The organism is Pseudokordiimonas caeni (assembly GCF_026719705.1).
Taxonomy (GTDB): Bacteria; Pseudomonadota; Alphaproteobacteria; order Sphingomonadales; family Kordiimonadaceae; genus Gimibacter; species Gimibacter caeni.
The window spans coordinates 511,715-533,602 of sequence record NZ_JAPPRR010000001.1; the positions used below are offsets into that span (position 1 = coordinate 511,715).

The following is a 21,888-nucleotide window of genomic DNA, read 5'->3' on the forward strand; positions in this document are numbered from 1 at the left end:
ACATTGATGCTGCTATATGGTCGCGGCCTGAACGGGGCGGACGATCCGCCCCCGGTGCCATCTTCCCGAGGAATGGACCCAATGAAGAAACTGACCCCTCTGGCGCGGACGCTGGCCGCTGCTGTGGCCCTTGTGGCCCTCAACCCGATGAAGGAGACGACGATGGCGGCTGAACCGGCTGACATGATTGTGCTTGGCGACTATGTGGTCACCATGGACGATGCGACAGGCGTGATCGAGCATGGCGCCGTTGCCGTGAAGGATGGCGCAATTGTTGCCGTCGGCAAGGCAGACGAGATCAAGGCGAAATACACGGCCAAAGAGATCATGGACGGCGACAGCAAGGTGCTGATGCCGGGCCTTGTGAACGGACACACCCACACGTCGATGACCCTCCTGCGCGGGGTCGCGGATGATCTGGACCTGATGACGTGGCTGACGAAATTCATCTTCCCGATGGAAGGCCGGTTCGTGGACCCTGAATTTGTGCGCATCGGCACCAGCCTCGCCTGCTGGGAAATGATCCGCGGCGGTACCACCTCGTTCGTCGATATGTATTTCTATCCCGAAGTGATCGCGGGTGTGGTGGAAGAGTGCGGCCTGCGCGCCGTTGTAACCGCCCCGATGATCGATTTCCCGAGCCCCGGTTTCAAGGGCTGGGACGATAGCTATGCGGCGGGCGTGAAGTTCGTGGAAAGCCACAAGGGCAAATCGGCGCGTGTGAAGCCGGGCCTCGCCCCGCACGCGCCCTATACGGTCTCGAAAGAGCATCTGGTCGAAGTGCTGGCAGCCGCCAGGAAGCTGGATGTGCCGATCTCGATCCATGTGGCGGAAGACCAGTCAGAAACCAAGACGATCGCCGATAAATACGGCATGACCTCGATCGAGCTTCTGAACGAGATCGGGTATCTGGATCATCCTGTGATCGCCGCGCACGTTGTGTGGCCGAGCGAGCATGACCGCGCGCTTCTCGCCAAAGGCAAGATGTCGCCGATCCATAACCCGACTTCGAACCTCAAGACGGGCGCCGGGATCGCGCCGGTGCCGCAGATGCTGGATGACGGTATCACGCTTGGCCTTGCGACCGATGGTGCCGCGTCGAACAACGATCTGGATATGTGGGAAGAGATCCGCTTCGCGGCCCTCCTGCACAAGGGCAATACCCACAATCCGACGGTTGTGCCGGCACTGAGCGCGCTGAAGATGGCAACGTCCGAAGGGGCCAAGGCGGCAACGCTTGGCGATGTGACCGGCAAGCTGGTGCCGGGCCTTCGGGCCGACATGATCCAGGTGGACCTTACAAGCCCGCGCCTCGCGCCGCTTTATGATGTCATCTCGCACCTTGTGTATGCCACCAACTCGGGCGATGTGGTCACCACCATTGTTGACGGCCGTGTGCTGATGAAGGATGGCCAGGTGCTGGCGATCGACGGCGCCAAGGTCAAGGCGGAAGCCGATGCGCTTGGCGCCAAGATCAAGGCAGCGCTCGCCGAGGCTAACTGACCATAATGATTTCCCGGCGGTGCTTCAGGGCGCCGCCGGTGCCTCCGGGACGGGTTCCTCGCTTGCCTCGCCTGCCGGGGCTTCCCCGTCCTTGCGCAAGCGGCCGAGATACAGGTCGCCTATCTGCTTGTCAGCACCGGCTGCCTGAATCTCTGCAAGCGCAGCGTCGAAACGCGCCGCCATTGCCTTGTCGCTGAAGCATAGAAGGCGCGGGGTTGGCGGCAGGTCGAATGCCAGTTCGTATGGTGGCTCCCCCGTCCAGCCTTGTTCCTTCAGGGCATATTCCACAAGCAGCCTGTCCCCGATATAGGCATCGAGCCGCCCCCGCTGCAAGAGGCCGAGGGCATCGGTGTTGATCAGGTAATTGTAGCTGCCGAAATAGCGGATGAAGGGCTTGAGCGCACTCCCGAGCGCGCGTTCGGCTTTCGGGAAGGTCGCGACATTCAGCCCGGCCAGATCGATCATGCTGTAAACGCCCTTCGATAGTCCCTTGCGCACCAGCACAGCGTCGCGCCAGTATGAAAAGGGCTGGCTCGGGTTGCAGCCTTTGACATTGGCACTGTTGGCCGAAATGGCGTCGGCCCGGCCGGAGGACAGAAGGCGTTCAAGCCGCAAGGTCGGCACGTGAATGAAAACGACCTCCTTCTCCATCAGGGAAAAGGTCGCGCGGATGATATCGATATCGATACCGCGCGAGGGGTGTTCGAACACATAGGGTGGCACTTCCTGCATTGTGCCGATGACAAGCGGGCGAGCCGTTTCGGGTTGGTCCTCTGCCTGTGCCGTTGCCTGCACAATCAGGGGGATCAATATTCCAAACAGGCGCAAGGCAGGGCGGATCAAGCGGACACCTCAGGTGCAAACGAATCTGGGCGGGCCAGCAACCTCCTCCAGACTAGCCGCTTCCGCTGTCATGTCAATGAAACGGCGGGCATGTAAAATTGGGAGCGGTCTCATTATCGCTTTGAAATTGCGCACTGAATTTCGCACAATGGGGCCGTCGAGGGGCCGAACTTCATTCATGGGAGGATTTAAGACATGACGATCGTTGCATTGGTTACCGGCGGAACACGGGGTATCGGCGCCGCTATCAGCCGCAAATTGAAGGCCGATGGCTATACGGTCGTTGCCAACTATGGCGGAAATGACGAGAAGGCGAAGGCCTTTACCGCGGAAACCGGCATTCCGGCCGTGAAGTTCGACGTATCCGACTATGACGCCTGCCAGAAGGCGGTTGCCGATATCGAGGCCAAGTACGGCCCTGTCGGTGTGCTGGTGAACAACGCCGGTATCACCCGCGATGGCACGCTCCTGAAGATGGACCGGAACGCCTGGCAGGAAGTGATCGACACCAACCTCGGCTCTTGCTTCAACATGGCGCATGCTGTCTTCCCCGGCATGAAGGACAGGAAATTCGGCCGGATCATCAACATCGGGTCGATCAACGGGCAGGCCGGCCAGTATGGGCAGGTGAACTATGCCGCTGCCAAGTCCGGCATCCACGGTTTCACCAAGGCGCTGGCACAGGAAGGTGCACGCTTCGGGATCACCGTCAATGCCATTGCGCCGGGCTATGTGGATACCGATATGGTGGCTGCCGTGCCGAAGGATATTCTGGACAAGATCATCGCCAAGATCCCGGTCGGGCGGCTTGGAAAGGCGGATGACATCGCGCGCGGTGTTTCGTTCCTTGCCGCCAAGGACGCCGATTTCGTGACCGGGTCGACCATGTCGATCAACGGCGGACAGCATATGTATTGATCCGGCCTGAAGGCTGGCAGGAAAAAAGGGAGCGATTTTCGCTCCCTTTTTGTTTTCAGAAGGCTGGCTTGGCGAGCTTCGCGATATAGGCGCGGATATCGGCCGGCCAGTCCTTTGTCAGCGTGTCAAATGTGGCCTTGTCGCCCGCGAAGAAGGCTCGCGAGGCTTCCTCGAAGCCCTGCCTGTCGCCGGCCATGGCGGACATGACGCGGTAGGCTGCAGATTGCGCTTCGCGTTTCGCTGCTCTCGGGTCGTGGCGGGCGGCTTCAATCAGCTTCCGCAGCGTTACCGATGCCCCGCCGGGTTGCGATTTCAGCCAGTCCCAATGCCGGGGCAGGAGGGTGACCTCGCCGGGGACGACCCCAAGCTTGGGGCGCCCCCGGCCACGCACAGGCTTGTCCGCTTCCGGCTGAATGCCAAGGCGGGCAAGGGTGTCTTCTGCGCTGCCACGTGTGTCGATATCGGTGACGCGGCCCGTGGCGTCATCGAAAATCTGGATCAGGCGGGCCTCCCCGGCATTCACCGCATCGCGGACGGCAAGGGCAATCGCGGCGAGGTCGCCACTTTTGATCCGTTCGTCGCCCGCGAAGGCTGTGTAGTTTGTTTTTTTGTCAGCTGTCATGACTCGGGTCCTTTTTTGGTGAGATTTTATTATCCGGGTTAAATTGTATTGTCAATTATATCCGGGTAATAAAATCACGATTGTGCGGATGGACACCGGATGAGCGTCTCACTATGCTCCGCGCCATGACCGGACGCCCTGACCTGACACTGATCCTGAAACGCGATGCCGCCAAGGCCGTGGCAGCGGGCAAGCCGTGGGTTTTCAAGGGGGATATCGAATGGTCGTCGGCCTGCGATATCGCCGAGCCCGGCACGCTTGTGATGCTGGCCGACCCCAAAATGACGCCGATGGCGGTGGGGTATCTGAACCCTCGCAGCAATCTGGCGGTGCGGGTTCTGTCCACCAATCCGAAGACCTTGATCGATGACCGCTGGTTCGAGGACAAGTTTGCCCGCGCGTTGAAGAAGCGGGAAAAGCTGTTCGATAGCCCCTTCTACCGCCTTGTCCATGCCGAAGGCGACGGCCTGCCCGGGCTGGTGATCGACCGCTACGGCGATATTCTGGTAGCACAGGTGACGACTGCTGGGATGGAATGGCTGACACCTGTCTGGCTGCCGGTGATCGACCGGCTGCTTTCTCCCGCCACCATCGTGATGGACCTTTCCGCCTCTGCCCGGCTTTCAGAAGGGCTGGAGCTTGAAAAGGCGATGATCGGCAAGCCGGTGGAAGGCGAGATCGATGTGCCGGAAAATGGCGTCATCTACCGCGCCGATGTAGTCGAGGGGCAGAAGACCGGCTGGTATTTCGACCAGCGCGCCAATCGCTGCACGGTGATGGAACGCTCCGCCGGCAAGACAATGCTTGATCTTTATGCCCACACCGGCGCCTTCGGGCTCGCCGCCGCAAAGGCCGGTGCGCGAGAGGTGACGATTGTGGACCGGTCTGCCCCGGCCATCGACAAGGCCCGTGAAGCGGCGGAGCGAAACGGCCTTGGGCATCTTTGCACCTTTGAAGTGGCCGAGGCGTACGATTGGCTGGATGAGGCTGCCGCGAAGGGCCGGACGTTTGAAATCGTCAGCGCTGACCCGCCCCCTTTTATCAAGAACCGGGCGATGAAGGCTGCCGGCATGGCAGGCTATGAAAAGCTTGCGGTGAAGCTAGGCCCCGTGATTGCCAAGGGCGGCATTCTTGCCTTTGCTGCCTGTTCGCACCATGCAAGCCCCGGTGCACTCAAGAAGGCGATTACGGGGGGCCTTGCCAAAGCGGGTCGCAAGGCGACGCTTGTCCATGAAGCCGGGGCCGACAAGGATCATCCTGTGCATCCGCAACTGCCCGAGACGCGCTACCTGACCTTCCTGATGTTCGAGCTGGACTGATCTCACGGGATTTTGCCGTCGTTTTGACACGCGGCTGTGGTATCAAGGATCAAAGGCCCCGCAATCAGGAGAAGCCAGCCATGACAGCCGCCTCAGGGAAACTGCGCGAATATACCATTCTGGAAGAGATCATCCATGCCATCAGCCATGGCCTTGCGGCCATCGCAGCGGTGGTGGGGCTGTGTTTCCTTATCGCCAAGGCGGTGGCGGCGGGCGGTGCGCTGGAGATCACGGCGGCCGCGATTTACGGCAGTTCGGTACTGCTCGTTTTCGCGCTGTCTACGCTTTACCATTCGATGGTCTATTCGAAGCGGCGGGAGTTTTACGAGCTGCTCGATCATGTGGCGATTTACGCCAAGATCGCCGGCACCTATACGCCGATCGCCCTTCTGGTGCTTTCTGACACGCTCGGCCTTTGGGTCCTGGTGCTTGTCTGGTGCGCGGCGGCGGCGGGTGCGACGGCCAAGATCATTGGTTTTGTCACGGGGCACGCCGAAGGCAAGGTGTTCCGAGCCATTTCGCTTGGCACCTATCTCGCCATGGGCTGGGGAGCGGTTGCCTTCGCGGGTGAGCTTTATGAGCGCCTGCCGGGTGCGGGCCTTGGCTGGATCGTTGCGGGCGGGCTGCTTTATACCGTCGGCGCCATCTTTTATGCCCTGAAGGGCAAGCGCTTCACCCATGCCATCTGGCACGGCTTTGTGGTCCTCGGCAGCATCGCGCATTTCATTGCGATCTATGCTTTCGTGCTGCCGAGGGTTTCTTGATAGCCTGATCAGGCCGCGCGGAAGGCCACGACGACCGGCAAGCGGGCCGCCCGCCACGCCGGGAACACCCCGCCGATAAAGCCGATGATCAGCGCCAGTACCGCCGCCTGCCATATGAGGGCAGGGGAGAGCTTGAAGCTGAACACGACCTGGGTGAAGCTGCCGCCAAGCGTAGATGCCGTGATCCCGTCGAAAAACAGGAAGGCGGCAATCGCCCCGATCAAGCCGCCCAGAAGGGCCAGCACCATCGATTCCGCGAGCGTCCCGACAAAAGCCGCGGTGCCGCCGAAGCCGATGGCACGCAGGGTGGCAATCTCGCGGGCACGGCTTGCAACCGAGGTATACATGGTGTTCAGGGCACCGGCGAGCGCCCCGAAGGCCATGGCGATACCAAGCGGCCAGCCGAGATACATGATCAGGTCGGACATGCCCGAGGCCTGATCAGCGAAATAGTCGGCTTCCGATTTGATATCGAGCTTAAGGCGCGGATCGGCTTCGTTATAGGCCTTCAGCTGTTCAAGGGCTGCCGGGTCATCAAGCTTCAGGCGAACCGTCTGGAAGCTGTTGCCCCGCTGGAAGAGCGACTGCACCGAGCCGATGTCGGCCCAAAGCTCGCTTTCGGCTACTTTGCCGTCCATCGAGAAAACACCGACAACTGTCCAGCGCGACCGGGCGAAAGTAAGCTCGCGGCCGAGTTCGAAGCCCTCGAATTCCTTCAGGGCGCCGACGCCGACGATAAGTTCGTTGGTACCGGGCTGGAACATGCGACCCTCGATGATCTTCAGGTCACCTCGCATCTTCATGCCCGCTTCCGACAAGCCGCGCAGGGGCAGGTTGGCCTTCGTGTCACTCGCTTTCTTGATGCCATCGACGATGACATAAAGTTCAGCCGACACAATGGGGCCGGTCTCGTTTTTGGCGATGCCTGGACCGGCGGACAGGAGGTCCACCTGTTCCTTCATCAGCACACTGTTGACTTCAGCTTGTGCTCCTTGCCGCATGGCAATGGCCACATCGCGCGCGCCGGTGCCGGCAACCGTTGCCTGAAAGCCGTTGGCCATGGCGAGGAAAGCCAGCAGAACGGCAACGACGATGGCCACCGCGAAAACGGTTGCTGCCGACATCCATGCCCGCTGCGGCAGGCTTTTCACATTCATCGCCACAACGGCGTTGATCTGGGAGATAAGGGATCCCATAGCGTCCTCCTATTGCCGGCTCATGGCGGTGATGATGTTCAGGCGGTGGGCCGATAGGGCCGGCACGATCCCGGTGAGGAAACCGAGCCCCACCATGATGGCCAAGGCCGTCAACGCAACGTCGGGCGTCAGCACCAGTGTCGGCAGGATGCCGGCGAGGGCCGCCTTCATCGCGCCGATGATGAGCCACGCGGCACCGATCCCCAGAAGCCCGCCGATGAGCGACAGGAGAAGCGATTCACCGAGCACCAGCTTGAAGATGCGGGCGGCCGGGAATCCGAGCGTTTTCATCACGGCGATTTCGCCGGTGCGCTCGCGGATCGCCAGCACCATCGTGTTACCGACAATGAGGAGGATCGTGAAGAAGGCGGCACCGACCACCGAGGTCACGATCATGGCGATATTACCGATCTGGGCGATAAAGGCCTTGTTGAAGGCTTTCTCGCTGTCGGTCGAGGTTTCGTAAAAGCTGTTCGCGAACATGGTGTCGATCGTGTTCGCCACCTGGTCGTTCAGCGCGGGATCGGTGGTGCGCAGGATCAGCCAGCCAGCGAAATCCTTCCCGAAACTGCGGCTTTCATCGAAATATTTATAGTGGAAATAGACCGAGTTGGTGTCGAACTGCTCGGTTGAACCCGTATAGATGCCTTCCACATCGAAGTCCCAGGCGCTGCCGCCTGTTTTCTGGGAAAAGATGTTGGAGTTCATCGGGATGCGGTCACCCACCTTCCAGCCGTATTTGGCGGCGATGGACTGGCCGGCGATCAGGCCCTGGCGGTTCGCCATGAAGGCCTTCTTCTGGTCTTCCGGCAGCACGATTTCGGGATAGACGTCGAGAAGCGTTTCGGCGTCGCAGGCCATGGCGGCCACGAAATTCTTCGGGTCCTGATAATAGCCGCCGAACCAGTTGCACCAGGTCAGCACATCAATGCCCTCGATGGCGCGTGCCTTGTTCACATAGGCAATCGGCAAGGGCTGCGTGAAGTTGATCTTGTTCACCACCACCATACGGTCATCGGCCGAAAGCTCGATCCCCGAATTGAACGCCTTGTTGAAGCTCGATAATACGCCGAAAATCAGGAAGGCGACGAAGATGGCAAACAGGGTGAGGCTGAGCCGCAGCTTGCGCCGCGTCAGATTCTTGAAAATCAGATAAAGGTCGCTCATGCCATCAGTTCCTCTTTGACGAACTCGCCCTTGTCGAGATGCAGGGTCTTTTTGGCATATTTGGCGGCTTCCGGGTCGTGCGTGACCATCACGATGGTCTTGCCGAATTCCCGGTTCAGAAGCTGCAACATCTTCAGGATCTCGTCGGCGGTCGCGCGGTCAAGGTCGCCGGTCGGCTCGTCACAGAGCATCAGTTTCGGATCCGAAACAATCGCGCGGGCGATGGCCACGCGCTGCTGCTGGCCGCCCGACATCTCCTTCGGCAGGTGGCCGGCGCGGTCGTCAAGGCCGACAAGCTTGAGCGCGGCTTCAACGCTCGCCTTGCGGCGCGACCGGCCAAGGCCTGTGAGAAGCAGCGGCAGTTCCACATTCTTCGCTGCGCTCAGCATCGGCATCAGGTTATAGAACTGGAAAATGAAACCCACATTGGCGGCGCGCCAGGCGGCAAGGCCGTTTTCGCTGAGGTTGTCGATCCGCTTGCCATCGAAATGGATTTCACCGCTCGTCGGCTGGTCAACGCCGCCAAGCAGGTTCAGGAGCGTCGTCTTGCCCGAGCCCGATGGCCCCATGATGGCGATGAAGTCCCCCGCCTTGATGGTCATGTCGAGCCCTTCGAAGATCGAAATCGTCTCTTTCGCCTTCACGAAGCTTTTGCTGACCTTTTTCAGTTCGAAAAGGTTCTCGGTCATTTAACTTCCCCTCTTGCTGTCGATTTTGGATTGTTCAGGTTTTCAGGAACGCCACTTTTACCCCCATTTCGGGGAGAATGCGGGCGTCTTCGGCATCGATCCCGATGCGCACGCGAACGGTGGCCCGTTCACGGTTGGCGGTCGGGATGATGGCGACCACATGGGCCGGGATGTCCCAGTCCGGATAGGCGTCGAGCGTGGCGGTGACCTTCTGGCCGGTGCTCACACGGTTGATATAGGCTTCGTTGACATCGACCTCGATCTCGAGCGAGCCCATGTCGACGATCGTGCAGATACCCGTACGGGTGAAGCCGCCGCCAGCCGAAATGGGCGATACCATCTCGCCCGGTTGGGCATTCTTGTCGGTGACGACACCCGAGAAGGGCGCGCGGATGGTGTGATTGTCGAGCTGTTCTTCGGCGGCGCGCACGGTGATGGCGGCGACATCACGGTCGGCGCGGGCGGTGACAAGCTCGGCCTTCAGGCTGTCCACATCTGCCTTGGCGCGGGTGAGCGCCGCCTCGCTCGAGAAGTCCTGCACATTCAGTTTCGAGACGCGGTTCAGCACGCGTTCGGCCTCGGCAAGGTTCACCTCGACCGTTGCGATGCGTGACGTGGCGGCCTTGAGTTGCGCCCGGGCGCGTTCGACATCGACGGACGCAATGGCGCTGTCGAGCCTCGCGAGGACGGTGCCCGCTTCAACCGTCATGCCTTCCTCAACCAGAACATCGGTGATGAGCCCGGTGATCTCGGCCGCCACGGTCGCCATGCGGCGCGCGGTGATATAGCCCGACGCACTGAGCACGGTTTCACCGGCAGGCGTCACGGCCCGTGCCGGTTCTGTTGTCGAGGCGGGGGGCGTTGCGGTGGGCTCGTTTGAGGCTGTGCTATTGCTGCCGTTCGAGTTGCTGCTGGCAGGTGTTGTCACCTGCGGCGCTTCCTCGCTGCCTGTCCCCATGAAGGCGGCGGTGCCGGCGATGGCAAGGGCAGTGATGGCGGCAGCGGCCAGAAGCTGCTGCTTCGGTCCCAGCCCGCGCGTGGTTTTGCCCGCACTCCGCTCGTCATTGTCAATGCGAAGGGATTTCAAAAGATCGCTTTGGTCATTCACTTGGATGGCTCTCGTCTCTCGCTGTTGGTCAAGTCTTCAGGGTCGGTTCCATTACGTTGGTCCGGCCTTATTGGATGGCTACAGAGTAACAACTTGTCTCAACGAACGATATAGTTAACGAAAATTTACTTCCACATGAAACCAAGTGCGACATTAACGCAACAATCTGAGGCATTTACAGCTTTGATCATACTGGCCGGTTTGACATTAACCATGAATCGCGTTCTGATATCAGGTGGGAAGACGTACCGGTCTGGGGAGGCCGGTTTTATTAGGGAGGAAACTATGATGACACGTACGACCGTGGCTCGTCTGCTTGCGTCCTCATGCCTGTTGGGCATGTCGAGCGCAGCGCTGGCGCAGGAAGCGGGCCAGTCCGGCAACGATTTCACACTGGAAGAAATCGTCGTAACGGCACAGATGCGGAGCCAATCCGTACAGGACGTGCCGATTGCCGTGACGGCCATGTCAGAAAACATGATGAAAATGGCGGGGGTCGATGACCTGAAGGAACTGTCGCAGCTCGCACCGAGCCTGCAGGCATCCTCGACCAACAGCGAAGCCCAGGGCACGGTGATCCGCTTGCGCGGTATCGGTACGCAGGGCAACAACGCGGCGTTTGAATCCGCAGTCGGCGTTTTCATTGACGGTATCTATCGTTCGCGCGCTGGCGCAGCCCTCACCGAGATCCTCGATCTCGAGCGCGTGGAAGTGCTGCGCGGGCCGCAGGGCACGCTTTTCGGTCGCAACACCTCGGCCGGTGCCATCAATATCGTGACCAAGCAGCCGGAGTTTGAAGCCGGCGGTTATCTGGAAGGCACCTACGGCAATTACAACGCATTCGACGTGCGCGGCTCCGTGACCGGGCCGATCGTCGACGACAAGCTCGCTTTCCGTCTTTCATCGTCCTACGTGCAGCAGGACGGCTGGATGACCGACACGATTTCGGGTGACGACCTCAACTCCAAGGGCCGCTTCCAGATGAAGGGCCAGTTGCTTTGGACCCCGAACGAGGATGTGCGCCTGCGTGTGATCGCCGACTACCGCGATGTGGATGAGGACTGCTGCTATGCAGTGCCTTACGCCTATCGTGGCGGTATTGCCGGCACTATCATCAATGCCATCATGCCCGGCGCGCAGACCATGCCGGCAGATCCGGAATCTTATGAAGCCCAGATGACATCAGGCCCGGATCGTCCGAACTATCAGAAAAGCAAGGACTGGGGTCTTGCCACGGACCTGAGCTGGAACCTCGGCGAGGTTGAGCTGAAATGGATCAGCGCCTACCGCGAGTTTGAATCCAATCGCGGTCAGGATATCGATTTCACCGGTGCCGACCTCCTGTATCTGAAGCAGCTCAACAATATCGACATGTTCACCCAGGAATTGCGCCTGTCGGGCCAGAATGGCAGGCTGGACTGGGTTGTCGGTGCCTTCTATTCGGATGAGGAAATCGGTGTAGGCGGCGACCTTTTCCATGGTGCTGATTATGAAGCCTTCCTCAATGCCCGTACCGGCCCGCTGATCGCGGCCGTGTTCGCTGGCCCGACCGGTGGCCTTGTCACCAACTGGAGCAGCTATGTGAACGTCTTCTCGGGCGGCGCCATTCCGCCGGGCACCGGCTGGGGTGAAGGCACGGGCGTTTACGGTGATACCTGGCTTTCGAAAAACAAGTCCTACTCGCTCTTCACGCACAATGTGATCGAACTGACCGAGAAACTGGACATGATCTTCGGCCTGCGTTTCACCCGCGACGAGAAGCATGCTGAATCGAACCTTTCGACGCCAAACACGCCGGGCTGTAACTTTGCCCTGCCGCGGCTTGCCCAGTTGCCGATTGCCGAGTTGCCGCTCGGTGCTGTTCTCGGGACCGATGACGTTCGCCGAGTGATCGACGTGCTGGCGACCCTCGGTTGCCTTGGCATCACTTCGGCATCGTTCGATATCGCCGAAGAAGATCAGGACCTGAACGACAGCGAATTCTCTGGCGTTCTCGGCCTCAGCTACCAGTTCGATGACGACACCATGATCTATGGTAACGTCGCGCACGGCTACAAGTCGGGCACGATCAACCTTGACCGTGCCGGTACGATCCTGACGCGTCCGGGCGATAATACCGATCCGCGCAACTATCTGAGCCCGCAGATCGGGGCCGAAGAGGTGGATTCATTCGAAGTCGGTATGAAGAAGACCATGTTCGACAACCGCGCACAGGTTAACGTCGCGCTCTATTACATGGACTTCGACAACTTCCAGCTCAATACCTTCAACGGCTCGAACTTCCTGCCGGAAGCCATCGAGGACGTGAAGACCAAGGGCTTCGAAGTTGAGACCCAGGCACGCTTCAGCGAAAGCTTCGACATGATGCTGGGCGTGGCCTATTCGAAGGCTGACTATGGCGACAATCTGCCCGCCACGGTCAATATCCTGAAGAATGACCGCTTCGGCACCAACTATCCTGAAGTCAGCGGGCTTTCGGGCCAGCAACTGACCAACGCCCCGCGTTGGGTGCTGACCGGCGGCGCCACCTGGCACAAGGAAGTATCCGACGGTATGGAATTCTTCATCAGCGGTAACGTGCGTTACCAGACGAAGATCAATACCGGGTCGGACCTTGATCCCGAAAAGCTGCAGAAGGGCTTCGCTCTCGTCAACTCGCGCGTCGGTATTCAGGATGTGGATGGCAAATGGTCGGTGGAACTCTGGGCGAACAACCTGTTCAACCAGTTCTACCAGCAGAATGCCTTCGATATTCCGCTGCAGGCCGATGACGGTTTCGGTGCCTTCCTTGGCCAGCCGCGCATGTACGGCATCACCGGTCGTTTCCGCTTCTGATCTGCGGGATATGATCTAGCGTAAGACAAGGGCGCGCCAGTGTGGCGCGCCCTTTTCGCGTGGTGGACAATCCTGCCGTGAAAGTTGAATGATAGTCCAATAAAGTGTTGTGATTATTCTGTATTTTCCACTAATCTGAAACTGTCTCGTATTTTTTGGGGCATACATGACGAAAATACCCGAGCGATTTGTGGGGTACGCGTTTTGCGTCGGCGATCTCCTTCTGGAGCTTGACCGGGATTTCACGATCCTGAGCGCAGACGGGGCGAGCCAGAGCCTTCTCGGCAAGGTCCAGGGGCCTCTCGTCGGCAAGAATTTCATGTCGCTACTGGGCGCGAGCGACCGCAAGATCCTCGAGACGACGGCCAAGACACTTTCCGGAAAAAAGATGCGCAGCGGGCCCTTCACCGTGAAGGTGGGGCAGGGTGAAAAAGACCGCGAGCCTTTCTCCATTTTCATCGGTGCTTTGCCGATGCGGGATGACCGCCTGTATCTGGTGATGGCGCGGCCGCACCGGATCGGGCTGAAACCCGAAACCCGCTCCGCGCCGCAATCGGTGGCGGAAGCCAAGGCCGATTTCTATGAGAATCTGCAGTCGGTTTTTACAAGCGACCCCGAAGCGCAGGAGAACCTCCTTGTCACTGTGCTGCAATCGATCGGCAAGCCTTTCAGCGAGAACCAGCAGGCAGAGGTGGAACGCTACCTGAAGTCCTGTTCGGTCGGCGGCAATCTCGCCACCCGGCTCGGGGACGACAAGTTCGCACTGGTGCACGAGAAGGACGAGGACGGATCGACCATTGCCCTGTTGACGCATGAGATCAGCGAGGCGACGGGTGTGAAGATCGATAGCGCCACCATCGACGCCCATGACGCGCATCTTGCAGAAGAGGACAGCATCAAGGCGCTGGTCTTCAGCCTGCAGCAGTTCACCCGCGCCCAGAAGGGCTTCGCACTGAAGGACCTGAAGGCCGAATGCGGCAAGATGATCGGCGACAATACGAAGAAGCTCCGGGAATTCCGGCAGGTGCTCAAGGACGGGGCCTTTTCACTCGTGTTCCAGCCGATTGTGGAATTCAAGACCGGCAAGACACATCACTTTGAGGCTCTGTCGCGCCTGCAACTGAGCGATGTGAACGCATCGCCCTTTGAGATGATCACCTTTGCCGAGGATGTCGGCCTGATCGACGAGTTCGATATGGCCGTGCTGCGACGGGCGATTGCCAAGCTCGCGGAATCGGAGAAATCAGGCCATATCCCGAAACTTGCGGTCAATGTGTCCGGCCGGTCGCTTTCCGACCGCAACTTCATCAAGAAGCTTTTGCTGGAACTTCACAATGCCGACCGCTACCGCGACTTCCTGTCGCTCGAAGTCACCGAGTCTGCCCGGATCGATGATCTGGCCGCCCTTGGCCGGGTGCTCGGCGATATCCGCAATGCAGGCTTCAAGGTCTATCTGGATGATTTCGGCGCGGGCGCGGCCGGCTTCCAGTATCTGCGCGAACTGCAGGTGGATGCCCTGAAGATTGATGGTGTTTACATCAGGAACGCCGTCGACAGCGCCAAGGACCGGGCCTTCTTGCGCAGTATGGTCACGCTTTGCCAGGATCTCGGCATCGAGACGGTCGGCGAATGGGTGGAAACCCAGGCGCATGCAGCGCTCCTCCGCGATCTTGGCGTCGATTACGGGCAGGGCTATTTCTTCGGCAAGCCCGTATCGGGGCTGGTGCCGGCCCGCGTCGGCAAGATCTGACGTTGCCCTTGGCCGCCCTTAACGGGCGGCGATGGGGATGGGTTCCATGCTCGTATCAAAGCATTTGAGGAAAGCGAGCATATCAAGCTTGCTGCCATCGATGGTCACATTACCGCTTGCCAGTTCCTCCACGAAGCCGGTTTCGCCTTTCACGATCTGGTCGTAGGTCGACCGGTCCACGGTCATGGTGGCCTTGAGGCCGTCTTCAAGGCCTTGCCGGATATCGAGAATCTGGTTTCTGAGTTCGATGGTGAACTGCTCGTCCCTGTCCGGGAACACATAGCCTACCTTCATATGCTTGTCGGCAGCGGCTTCCGGCGACAGCCGGTAGCGCATCAGCTCCAGCAGGCGGCGGCTCGGCAGGCCATCGGTGTTGAAGCGTGCGCGCCCGGCTTCCTGCAGGGCGACGCTGTCGACAAGGCCATCGAGTTCACGCGCACCCACAAGATAGAAGCCCCGCCAGTTGGTGTTCAGCGTATTCTCGCCAATCTGGCGCAGGGCTTCGGCCTTCAGGTGGCGCGCTTCGGTGTCTTCGCGGTTGATCCGCACGAGAAGCGTGGTCAGCTCAGCACTCCACTGCGGGTCGCCGGCTTCGAACACCCGTTTGGCTTCCGCGAACACCTTGTCGCGCCCACCCATCAGGGAGACGGTCCGCCGGGCGGCCTCGACACGCGGTGTGGGGTCAAGCGTGGCCGGGTCGCCGTCAAACCAGCTGATATAGCTTGTGTAGAAGGAGCGCACCGAATGCTTGACGGTGCCATATAGCTCCAGCGTCCAGGGGATCATGGTCAGATGCTCGGGCAGGGCGGGCATAGCTTCGGCCAATTCTTCCTGCGTGTAGCCCTTATTGATCAGGCGTACGGCCTGATCGTGGGTCCACTGGATGGCGTCACGGTAGGTGACAAGCAGCTTTTCAACTTCCGCCTCGCCGCTGACGATGGGGCCGTGGCTCGGCACCAGTACACGGGGGTGATAGGCGCGCATCCGGTCAATCGCGTTGATCCATTTCTGGGCGTCGCGCGGCTTGGTACCCCTGAGCGAGTGCAGGTTTGGGAAAGTCGGTCCCTGAATTTCATCGCCTGAAAGCATCACCCCGTAGTCCGGCAGATAAACGGCGATATGCGATGCCGCCTCGCCGCCCGTGCGGAAGATATGCATGCGCACGCCGTCCAGCGTCAGGTCTTCGCGGTCCCGGATCAGGTGATTGGGCTCGATGAAGGCGCTGGGGCCGGGGATGATATTGCCGCCGAGGCCAACCTTGTATCCCTTGCCATCGGTTTCAGGGTCCAGAAGCACGCCGTACATATAGGCCGCGCGCAGGCCCATGATGGGGCCGGTGACGGCATTTTCATCCAACAATTCCTCGGGCAGGTCGTCTGCCGCGATCACCATAACCTTGCCGCTTGCCGCATCTTCGCGACTGACAAAGGCGCCGGCACCGCCCGTGTGGTCGATATGATGGTGGGTATAGATGACACCAACGATGGGCTTGTCGCTTTTCTGGCGGATCAGTTCGAGCGTGGCATCGCCGTCCGTGCGGCTGAGCGTGGTGTCAACGATGATGAGGCCGGTGTCGCCCTCGATCACGATCGTATTGGGGATGCCGCCGTTGACCTTCATATATTGCCAGACGGGTGCGTCCTCCACGAGGAACGGTCCGTTACCATGATCCTTGAAAAACTCGACGGCTTCTGCCGGCAATTCCGCCGGCTTCAGTACCCGGACGTTGGCCGGTTTTTCGTCGCAAGCAGCGAGTGCCACAAGGCAGGCGCCGGCCATCAGGCCATGAATGATCGTCCGTACGCTGGCTGTGGCCATCGTCCCTCTCCCCTGAAGTCTGTGTCTCTCCCGGGAAAAATTAGACTGGTCAGTTCAGTTCTTGTCAAGCCGGGAACGAGGCGGCAATCTGTGGCTGGGAAATCAAGGGGGAAAGTCCATGTCAATCCGCGCCTGGCTGGCGCGCCGCCAGATCCGTCGTGCCTTTCGGGGGAAAACCACGCGCGATCTGACACCCGACCAGCTTGTCAAACTCTTCGGTGGCCTTCTTGCGAAGGCCGAGCAAATGGCGCCGGCGCTGCCTGCGTCCGTCAAGGTCACGCCGGTTGAAGGCGCAGGCTTTCGCGGTGAATGGGTCGAGGCGCCCGGCGCGCTGCCTGCTCGTAGCATCCTGCATTTCCATGGCGGCGGCTATGTGTGGGGCGGTATTGGCGGCTTCCGCGATTTTGCGATGCGGCTTTCCACAGCGGCCAAGGCGAAGGTCTTTCTCCTGCAGTACCGCGTGGCGCCCGAGCATCCGTGCCCGGCGGCGGTTGAAGACGCAGTTGCGGCGTGGAAGGCGCTGGCAATGGGCGGGGTACCTGTGATGCTTGGCGGGGATTCCGCCGGTGGCGGGCTCGCGGTGGCACTTGTGCAGGCGCTCGCCGCTGAGGGCATCAAGGGGCCTGCCGCCCTCGGGCTGATTGCGCCTTGGGTCGATCTTGGGCTCGGCGGTTCCACCTTCGCCGGGAATGCAGAAAGCGATGTGATGCTGGACCCGCGCGGCATTGGCCGGGCGGCGGAGCTTTATCGGGGCGGGCTTGCTGCATCCGACCCGCGCTGCTCGCCGCTTTTCGGGCGGATGGATACGATGCCGCCGACGCTGTTGCAGGTGGATGCGGGCGAGATATTGCTCGATGACAGCCGCAGGCTCGCAGCAAAGATCAGGGAAGCGGGCGGCAAGGTACAGCTCGATATCTGGAAAGGCCTGTTCCACGACTGGCCGATGGTCGCCCGGCTGGTGCCGGAAGGCCGCAAGGCGATTGCCGATATGGCGCGTCACTATGAAGCCTATTGGAATGGGGGAGAAGCAGCATGAGTTACAATTACGGCCCGGCTTTCGTCACCGGGGCAGGCTCCGGCATCGGCCGTGCGATGGCCATCCAGCTGGCGGCTGCGGGCTCCCCTGTCGCCCTCGCTGACGTCAACGAGGAAGGCATCAAGGTGGCAGCCGCGGAGATTGAAGCGGCAGGTGGAAAGGCCCTCACCTTCAAGCTGGATGTTTCGGACCGCGCTGCGGTGATGGCGGCGGTTCAGGCGACGCATGAGGCCTTCGGCGGTATCGGCTTCATTGCCAACAACGCGGGCGTCACGCTCACCGATCTTGTCTCGACGATGCAGGAAAGCGACTTCCGCTGGCTGATGGAAATCAATTTCTGGGGCGTGGTGCATGGCACGCAGGCGGCGCTGCCGTTGATGCTGAAGCAGGGCCGCGGCCATATCGTCAATATCTCCAGCCTTTTCGGGATCATCGGGGTGCCGAGCCAATCGGCTTATTGCGCTGCCAAGCATGCGGTGAAGGGTTTCAACGAATCCCTGCATTATGAACTGGCAGGGACGGGCGTCAGTATCCACAGTATCCATCCGGGCGGGGTGAACACCAATATCGTGCGCGGCGGTCGCCACCGCCGGAATGCCGAGGGCGACACGGACACAAGTAAAATGCAAAGCTCTTTCCAGCCGCTGGCCATCACCACGCCGGACGAGGCAGCGCGGGTGATCCTCGCGGGTGTGGCAAACGGCGATTACCGGATCATAGTGGGCAAGGACGCGCGCTTTGCGGATCGCTTCCAGCGCTTCTTCCCGAACCTGTGGCGCAAATTCTTTGGCCGGGGTATGAAACGTCGCAAGGCTTTCTGAAGGGCACCGAATGCAGTCTGTTCACAAGTTTGTATCGAAGGCGCACAAATGGATCGGCCTGTTGATCGCCGCGCAGGTGCTTTTCTGGACCGGCAGCGGCCTTTTCATGAGCATCGTGCCCATCGAAACCGTCCGCAGTGAACATACGATTGCGGAAGCTGCGCCCGTTGCGCTGGATGCTGGAATGCTTCCCGCTGGTATCCGCTTCCAGAAGCTTGAAGCCGTGGCCCCACTCGGTACGCCGCTCGTACTGGTGACGGATGCGGGTGGTGCGCAGTTCCTGCTCGATCCTGCGACCGGTCAGCAGGTGCCGTCCTTTTCCGCTGAGGAAATCATTTCCATTGCCCGCCATGCCTTCCGGGGTGAGCCCGGCGCACCGGAAGCCGTGCTCTTCGATACCGAGCCCGGTGACTATCGCGGCAGCCTGCCTGTCTGGCAGGTCTCCATGGGGGACGAGGGCGGCACCCGGCTTTATGTCGACCCCGCCAGCGGACGCATCAAGGCGCGCCGCAGCGATGTCTGGCGCGTCTATGATTTTCTCTGGATGCTGCACATCATGGACTACGACACGCGGGACGATTTCAATCATCCGCTCCTGATGGTGGCGGCAGGCAGCGCCTTCCTTTTCACCATCACCGGCATTGTCCTGCTGTTTTACCGGTTCCGGCGGCGGGACTTCGGGCTGAAGGCCCGCCGGCGCTAGGCCTCAATCCCGTCGCGGGCCAGTTCGGCCTCGGTCGCAATGCGGGCTTCGGTGCCTTCGGGGGCCTTGTACCAGCCGGGATCTTCGCCGTCCTGGATGCTCTTGCGCACCTTGAGGATCGTGAACATGCCGCCCATGGTAATATAGCCCTTGGGGCCATTGGCGCCAACCATGGGGATCGAGTTTTCAGGAATGTCCATGTGGCCCATGCCGATATGCATGCCATGGTCGCCCATGCCGTCGTGCCCCATTGCCATGAAACCGTCGACCACCGGGCGGACTGCCGCGTTGATCAGCTGGGGATCGGCGCCGATCATGTTGGGGATGCCGTGGCCCATCTGGTTCATCACATGGTGGGTCATGTGGCAATGCATCGCCCAGTCGCCCGGATTGTCGGCGACGAATTCGATGGTACGCGTGGCGCCTACGGGTACGAGGACAGAGGTTTCGGGGAAGCGCGCCGTTGCCGGGATCGGGCCGCCGTCGGTTTCCGTCACATCGAAGGCAAAGCCGTGCAGATGGATCGGATGGTGATCCATCGCTGAAAGGTTGCCGAAACGGATACGGACGCGTTCATCAAGGGCCGCCACAATCGGGTCGGTGCCGGGGAAACAGCGGGCGTTGAAGGTGAGGACGTTGAAGTCGCTCATCTCGTTGGGGTCCGGGCGTTTGGCACCGGGTTCGATCTTCCATTCCGACAGCATCATCGCATAGTCGCGGTCCGGCAGCGGGCCTTCAGGCTTGCGCGGATGCACCACGATCATGCCCATCATGCCAAGTGCCATCTGGGTCATCTCGTCATGGTGCGAGTGATACATGAAGGTGCCATGCTGGATCAGCCGGAACTGGTAAACGAAGGTCTCGCCCGGTTCGATCACATGCTGGCTGAGGCCGCCGACGCCGTCCATGCCGCTCGGCACGATCATGCCATGCCAGTGCACGGTGGTGGGGGCGGGCAGCCGGTTGGTGGCATAGATGCGGACGATATCGCCTTCGACGGCCTCGATGGTGGGCCCGTGAACGCGGCCGTTATAACCCCAGCAACGCGCATTCAGGCCGGGGGCGAATTCGTGGTCCACTTCCTCGGCGATCAGGTGGAAAACCTTTACCCCGTCCACGATGCGGAAGGGCAGGGTTGTCCCGTTCGGGGTCACGACCGGGCGATAGTCCTTGCCCGGCTCGCCCGGCGGCACGCTTTCTGTGGCCGAAATCGTCTGGGCGGGGGAGGACATGGCACGGGCCCCGGTGCCGAGCGAAGCGACAAGGAGGCCTGCACCCGTCAGGCGGAAAGCATCACGGCGGCTGAGGGTCATCAGTGTGCCCCCTCCGCCTCGCTGCTTGTGCCACCGGCTGCACCGCCCATGGAAAGGCTGCTGACCGGGAAAATCACCCCGGCACGGGCGGCATCGACGGCAACCTCGGCGTCGCGGTAGCGCTGCCAGCCCTGCAGCTGGCGGCGGCGTGCCTCGACAGCACTCTCGCGGATGGCCAGAAGCCCGAAGACGCCGGTCTGCATGGCATTATACTGGCGCAGCGACGCTGCCACCGCCTGATCTGCGGCAACTACCACCTGTTCATTCAGAAGCTTGACAAGCTTGTGGGCGGCTTCGCGCTCGCGCACCAGAAGGGCGGCGCGGTTTGCTGTCACTACAAGGGCATGGGCATAATCATATTGCGCTGCGCGCAGTTCCGCTTCGGCCTTGTCGCGCTTCGGTCCGCCGAAATTGAAGACAGGCAGCGGTATCTCGATCGAGGGGCCGACCTCCCACTGGTGGTCGTCCCGCTCGGCTGACACGCCAAGGTCGATATCGGGCAGGATCGAGGTAATCTCGGTGATGCCGTGCGAGGCCGCAACGCGGGCAACCTCGGCCTTGCGGGAGGCGAGCGTCAGGCTGTTGTCCATCACAGTTTGCATGTTGACCGCTGTCAGATCGGCAGTAATCGACGCGGGATCAGCATTGTGGACGAACCAGTCGCCCATCAGGTCGACGCCCAGAAGGCTCGCCAGATCCTCGCGCGCCTCGCGGCGTTCTGATTCTGCCATGATCACCGCTTGTTCGGCGTTCGCCACCGCAATCTTGCGGGCGATCAGCTCGTCAGCCGGGATATTGCCTTTGTCGGCAAGCTCGATGGCCACCTTTTCAGCGGCGCGGGCGATGTTTTCCGACATTTTGGCCAGATTGTGCGCCTGCTTGGCAACAGCCAGCCGTGTCCATGCCCGGCGCACATCGGCGATCAGGGCAATGGCATAATCGGTGACATCGGCCTCGACACGTTCAAGGTTGGCGACGCCCTGCTTTTTCCTCAGCGGCATCAGGAAAATATCGAGAACCGGCAAGGTCAGGCCAAGCTCCAGCGGGCGACCCTCGGTGAAGGCAATGCCGGCTTCCGCCACGGGATTCGGCAACAGGCCGGCGGCGCGCAGGTCGGCTTCCGCGATGGCCAGCTGTTCGTAACGTGCCCTCAGCGCCTGATTGTTGAAAAGTGCCAGCCGGACAGCGGCCTCTTCGCCGAGGGGGCTTGCCAGAATCTCGGCGACTTCGGCATCGTTCGTCAACCCCACATAGCGGGTGCGGGCCTCAAGGTCGGTACCGACACGGTCCCGGCTTGCCCCCGGAGGCAGCGTGGCGCAGGCAGAAAGAAGGGCTGCAGCTGTAACAAGGCTGATGCTCGATGAGATCAAACGCACTAACACTCTCCGGGCGGTTGGCTGACTGACGGGCGACCATAGCCGCAACCCCTTTTCACGGCAAGTCAAAGCGGAGTGAGTGTTTTGGGGACGCGGCTCCCTCATGG

Annotated in this window: 18 protein-coding genes; 9 read left to right on the forward strand and 9 right to left on the reverse strand. The window is 60.7% G+C overall.

The features are described from left to right. Positions 1–81: 81 nt before the first annotated feature. Positions 82–1,503 carry an amidohydrolase gene (locus OU694_RS02170; protein ID WP_308909369.1) on the forward strand — a complete coding sequence of 474 codons (1,422 nt, stop codon included), beginning with the start codon at positions 82–84 and terminating at the stop codon, positions 1,501–1,503. Between the two features lie 24 nt (positions 1,504–1,527). Here OU694_RS02170 and OU694_RS02175 read toward each other — a convergent pair whose 3' ends face one another. After that, the gene (locus tag OU694_RS02175) at positions 1,528–2,346 is read right to left on the reverse strand and encodes a substrate-binding periplasmic protein (protein WP_308909370.1); all 819 of its coding nucleotides are present in this window, start codon (positions 2,344–2,346) and stop codon (positions 1,528–1,530) included. A 195-nt stretch (positions 2,347–2,541) separates the two neighbouring features. On the opposite strand from OU694_RS02175, the gene phbB reads away from it, so the two are divergent. Beyond that, the gene (gene phbB / locus OU694_RS02180; protein WP_308909371.1) at positions 2,542–3,264 is read left to right on the forward strand and encodes an acetoacetyl-CoA reductase; all 723 of its coding nucleotides are present in this window, start codon (positions 2,542–2,544) and stop codon (positions 3,262–3,264) included. Positions 3,265–3,319: 55 nt separating this feature from the next. On the opposite strand, the gene OU694_RS02185 is transcribed toward phbB, so the two are convergent. Then, positions 3,320–3,886 carry a DUF2239 family protein gene (locus OU694_RS02185; RefSeq protein ID WP_308909372.1) on the reverse strand — a complete coding sequence of 189 codons (567 nt, stop codon included), beginning with the start codon at positions 3,884–3,886 and terminating at the stop codon, positions 3,320–3,322. Between the two features lie 125 nt (positions 3,887–4,011). Here OU694_RS02185 and OU694_RS02190 point away from each other — a divergent pair, with 125 nt between their 5' ends. Continuing rightward, positions 4,012–5,205 carry a class I SAM-dependent rRNA methyltransferase gene (locus OU694_RS02190; RefSeq protein WP_308909373.1) on the forward strand — a complete coding sequence of 398 codons (1,194 nt, stop codon included), beginning with the start codon at positions 4,012–4,014 and terminating at the stop codon, positions 5,203–5,205. Between the two features lie 80 nt (positions 5,206–5,285). Next, a complete protein-coding gene (gene trhA / locus OU694_RS02195) occupies positions 5,286–5,969 on the forward strand; it encodes a PAQR family membrane homeostasis protein TrhA (protein ID WP_308909374.1) in 684 nt (227 codons plus the stop codon). Between the two features lie 8 nt (positions 5,970–5,977). On the opposite strand, the gene OU694_RS02200 is transcribed toward trhA, so the two are convergent. From OU694_RS02200 to OU694_RS02215, 4 genes are read right to left on the reverse strand one after another with little or no spacing between them, the layout of a single operon-like run. Then, the gene (locus OU694_RS02200) at positions 5,978–7,165 is read right to left on the reverse strand and encodes an ABC transporter permease (protein WP_308909375.1); all 1,188 of its coding nucleotides are present in this window, start codon (positions 7,163–7,165) and stop codon (positions 5,978–5,980) included. Between the two features lie 9 nt (positions 7,166–7,174). Beyond that, complete coding sequence (locus tag OU694_RS02205; protein ID WP_308909376.1) at positions 7,175–8,332, reverse strand: ABC transporter permease; 1,158 nt, start codon at positions 8,330–8,332, stop codon at positions 7,175–7,177. Beyond that, complete coding sequence (locus OU694_RS02210) at positions 8,329–9,021, reverse strand: ABC transporter ATP-binding protein (protein WP_308909377.1); 693 nt, start codon at positions 9,019–9,021, stop codon at positions 8,329–8,331. The genes OU694_RS02205 and OU694_RS02210 overlap by 4 nt, the downstream gene beginning before the upstream one ends. 34 nt (positions 9,022–9,055) lie before the next feature. Then, a complete protein-coding gene (locus OU694_RS02215; protein ID WP_308909378.1) occupies positions 9,056–10,129 on the reverse strand; it encodes an efflux RND transporter periplasmic adaptor subunit in 1,074 nt (357 codons plus the stop codon). Positions 10,130–10,414: 285 nt separating this feature from the next. Between OU694_RS02215 and OU694_RS02220 the strand changes: the two genes are divergently transcribed. Next, a complete protein-coding gene (locus tag OU694_RS02220; protein ID WP_308909379.1) occupies positions 10,415–12,964 on the forward strand; it encodes a TonB-dependent receptor in 2,550 nt (849 codons plus the stop codon). 166 nt (positions 12,965–13,130) lie between these two features. After that, a complete protein-coding gene (locus OU694_RS02225; protein WP_308909380.1) occupies positions 13,131–14,714 on the forward strand; it encodes a sensor domain-containing phosphodiesterase in 1,584 nt (527 codons plus the stop codon). An 18-nt stretch (positions 14,715–14,732) separates the two neighbouring features. Here OU694_RS02225 and OU694_RS02230 read toward each other — a convergent pair whose 3' ends face one another. Continuing rightward, a complete protein-coding gene (locus OU694_RS02230) occupies positions 14,733–16,532 on the reverse strand; it encodes an alkyl sulfatase dimerization domain-containing protein (protein WP_308909381.1) in 1,800 nt (599 codons plus the stop codon). Between the two features lie 118 nt (positions 16,533–16,650). Here OU694_RS02230 and OU694_RS02235 point away from each other — a divergent pair, with 118 nt between their 5' ends. Genes OU694_RS02235 through OU694_RS02245 form a run of 3 tightly spaced genes read left to right on the forward strand, consistent with a single transcriptional unit; the run spans position 16,651 to position 19,092 of the window. Further along, positions 16,651–17,568, forward strand: coding sequence for an alpha/beta hydrolase fold domain-containing protein (locus OU694_RS02235; protein WP_308909382.1), 918 nt, complete (start codon positions 16,651–16,653; stop codon positions 17,566–17,568). Further along, the gene (locus tag OU694_RS02240; RefSeq protein ID WP_308909383.1) at positions 17,565–18,389 is read left to right on the forward strand and encodes an SDR family NAD(P)-dependent oxidoreductase; all 825 of its coding nucleotides are present in this window, start codon (positions 17,565–17,567) and stop codon (positions 18,387–18,389) included. Before OU694_RS02235 ends, OU694_RS02240 begins: the two co-directional genes overlap by 4 nt. A gap of 10 nt (positions 18,390–18,399) precedes the next feature. Beyond that, complete coding sequence (locus OU694_RS02245; protein ID WP_308909384.1) at positions 18,400–19,092, forward strand: PepSY domain-containing protein; 693 nt, start codon at positions 18,400–18,402, stop codon at positions 19,090–19,092. Here the strand turns inward: OU694_RS02245 and OU694_RS02250 are convergent. Both OU694_RS02250 and OU694_RS02255 read right to left on the reverse strand, forming a co-directional pair. Then, complete coding sequence (locus OU694_RS02250; protein WP_308909385.1) at positions 19,089–20,405, reverse strand: multicopper oxidase family protein; 1,317 nt, start codon at positions 20,403–20,405, stop codon at positions 19,089–19,091. The two genes, OU694_RS02245 and OU694_RS02250, sit on opposite strands and share 4 nt — an antisense overlap. Continuing rightward, positions 20,405–21,781: a TolC family protein gene (locus tag OU694_RS02255; RefSeq protein ID WP_308909386.1), complete on the reverse strand. Its 1,377-nt coding sequence runs from the start codon at positions 21,779–21,781 to the stop codon at positions 20,405–20,407. Before OU694_RS02255 ends, OU694_RS02250 begins: the two co-directional genes overlap by 1 nt. Positions 21,782–21,888 lie beyond the last annotated feature (107 nt).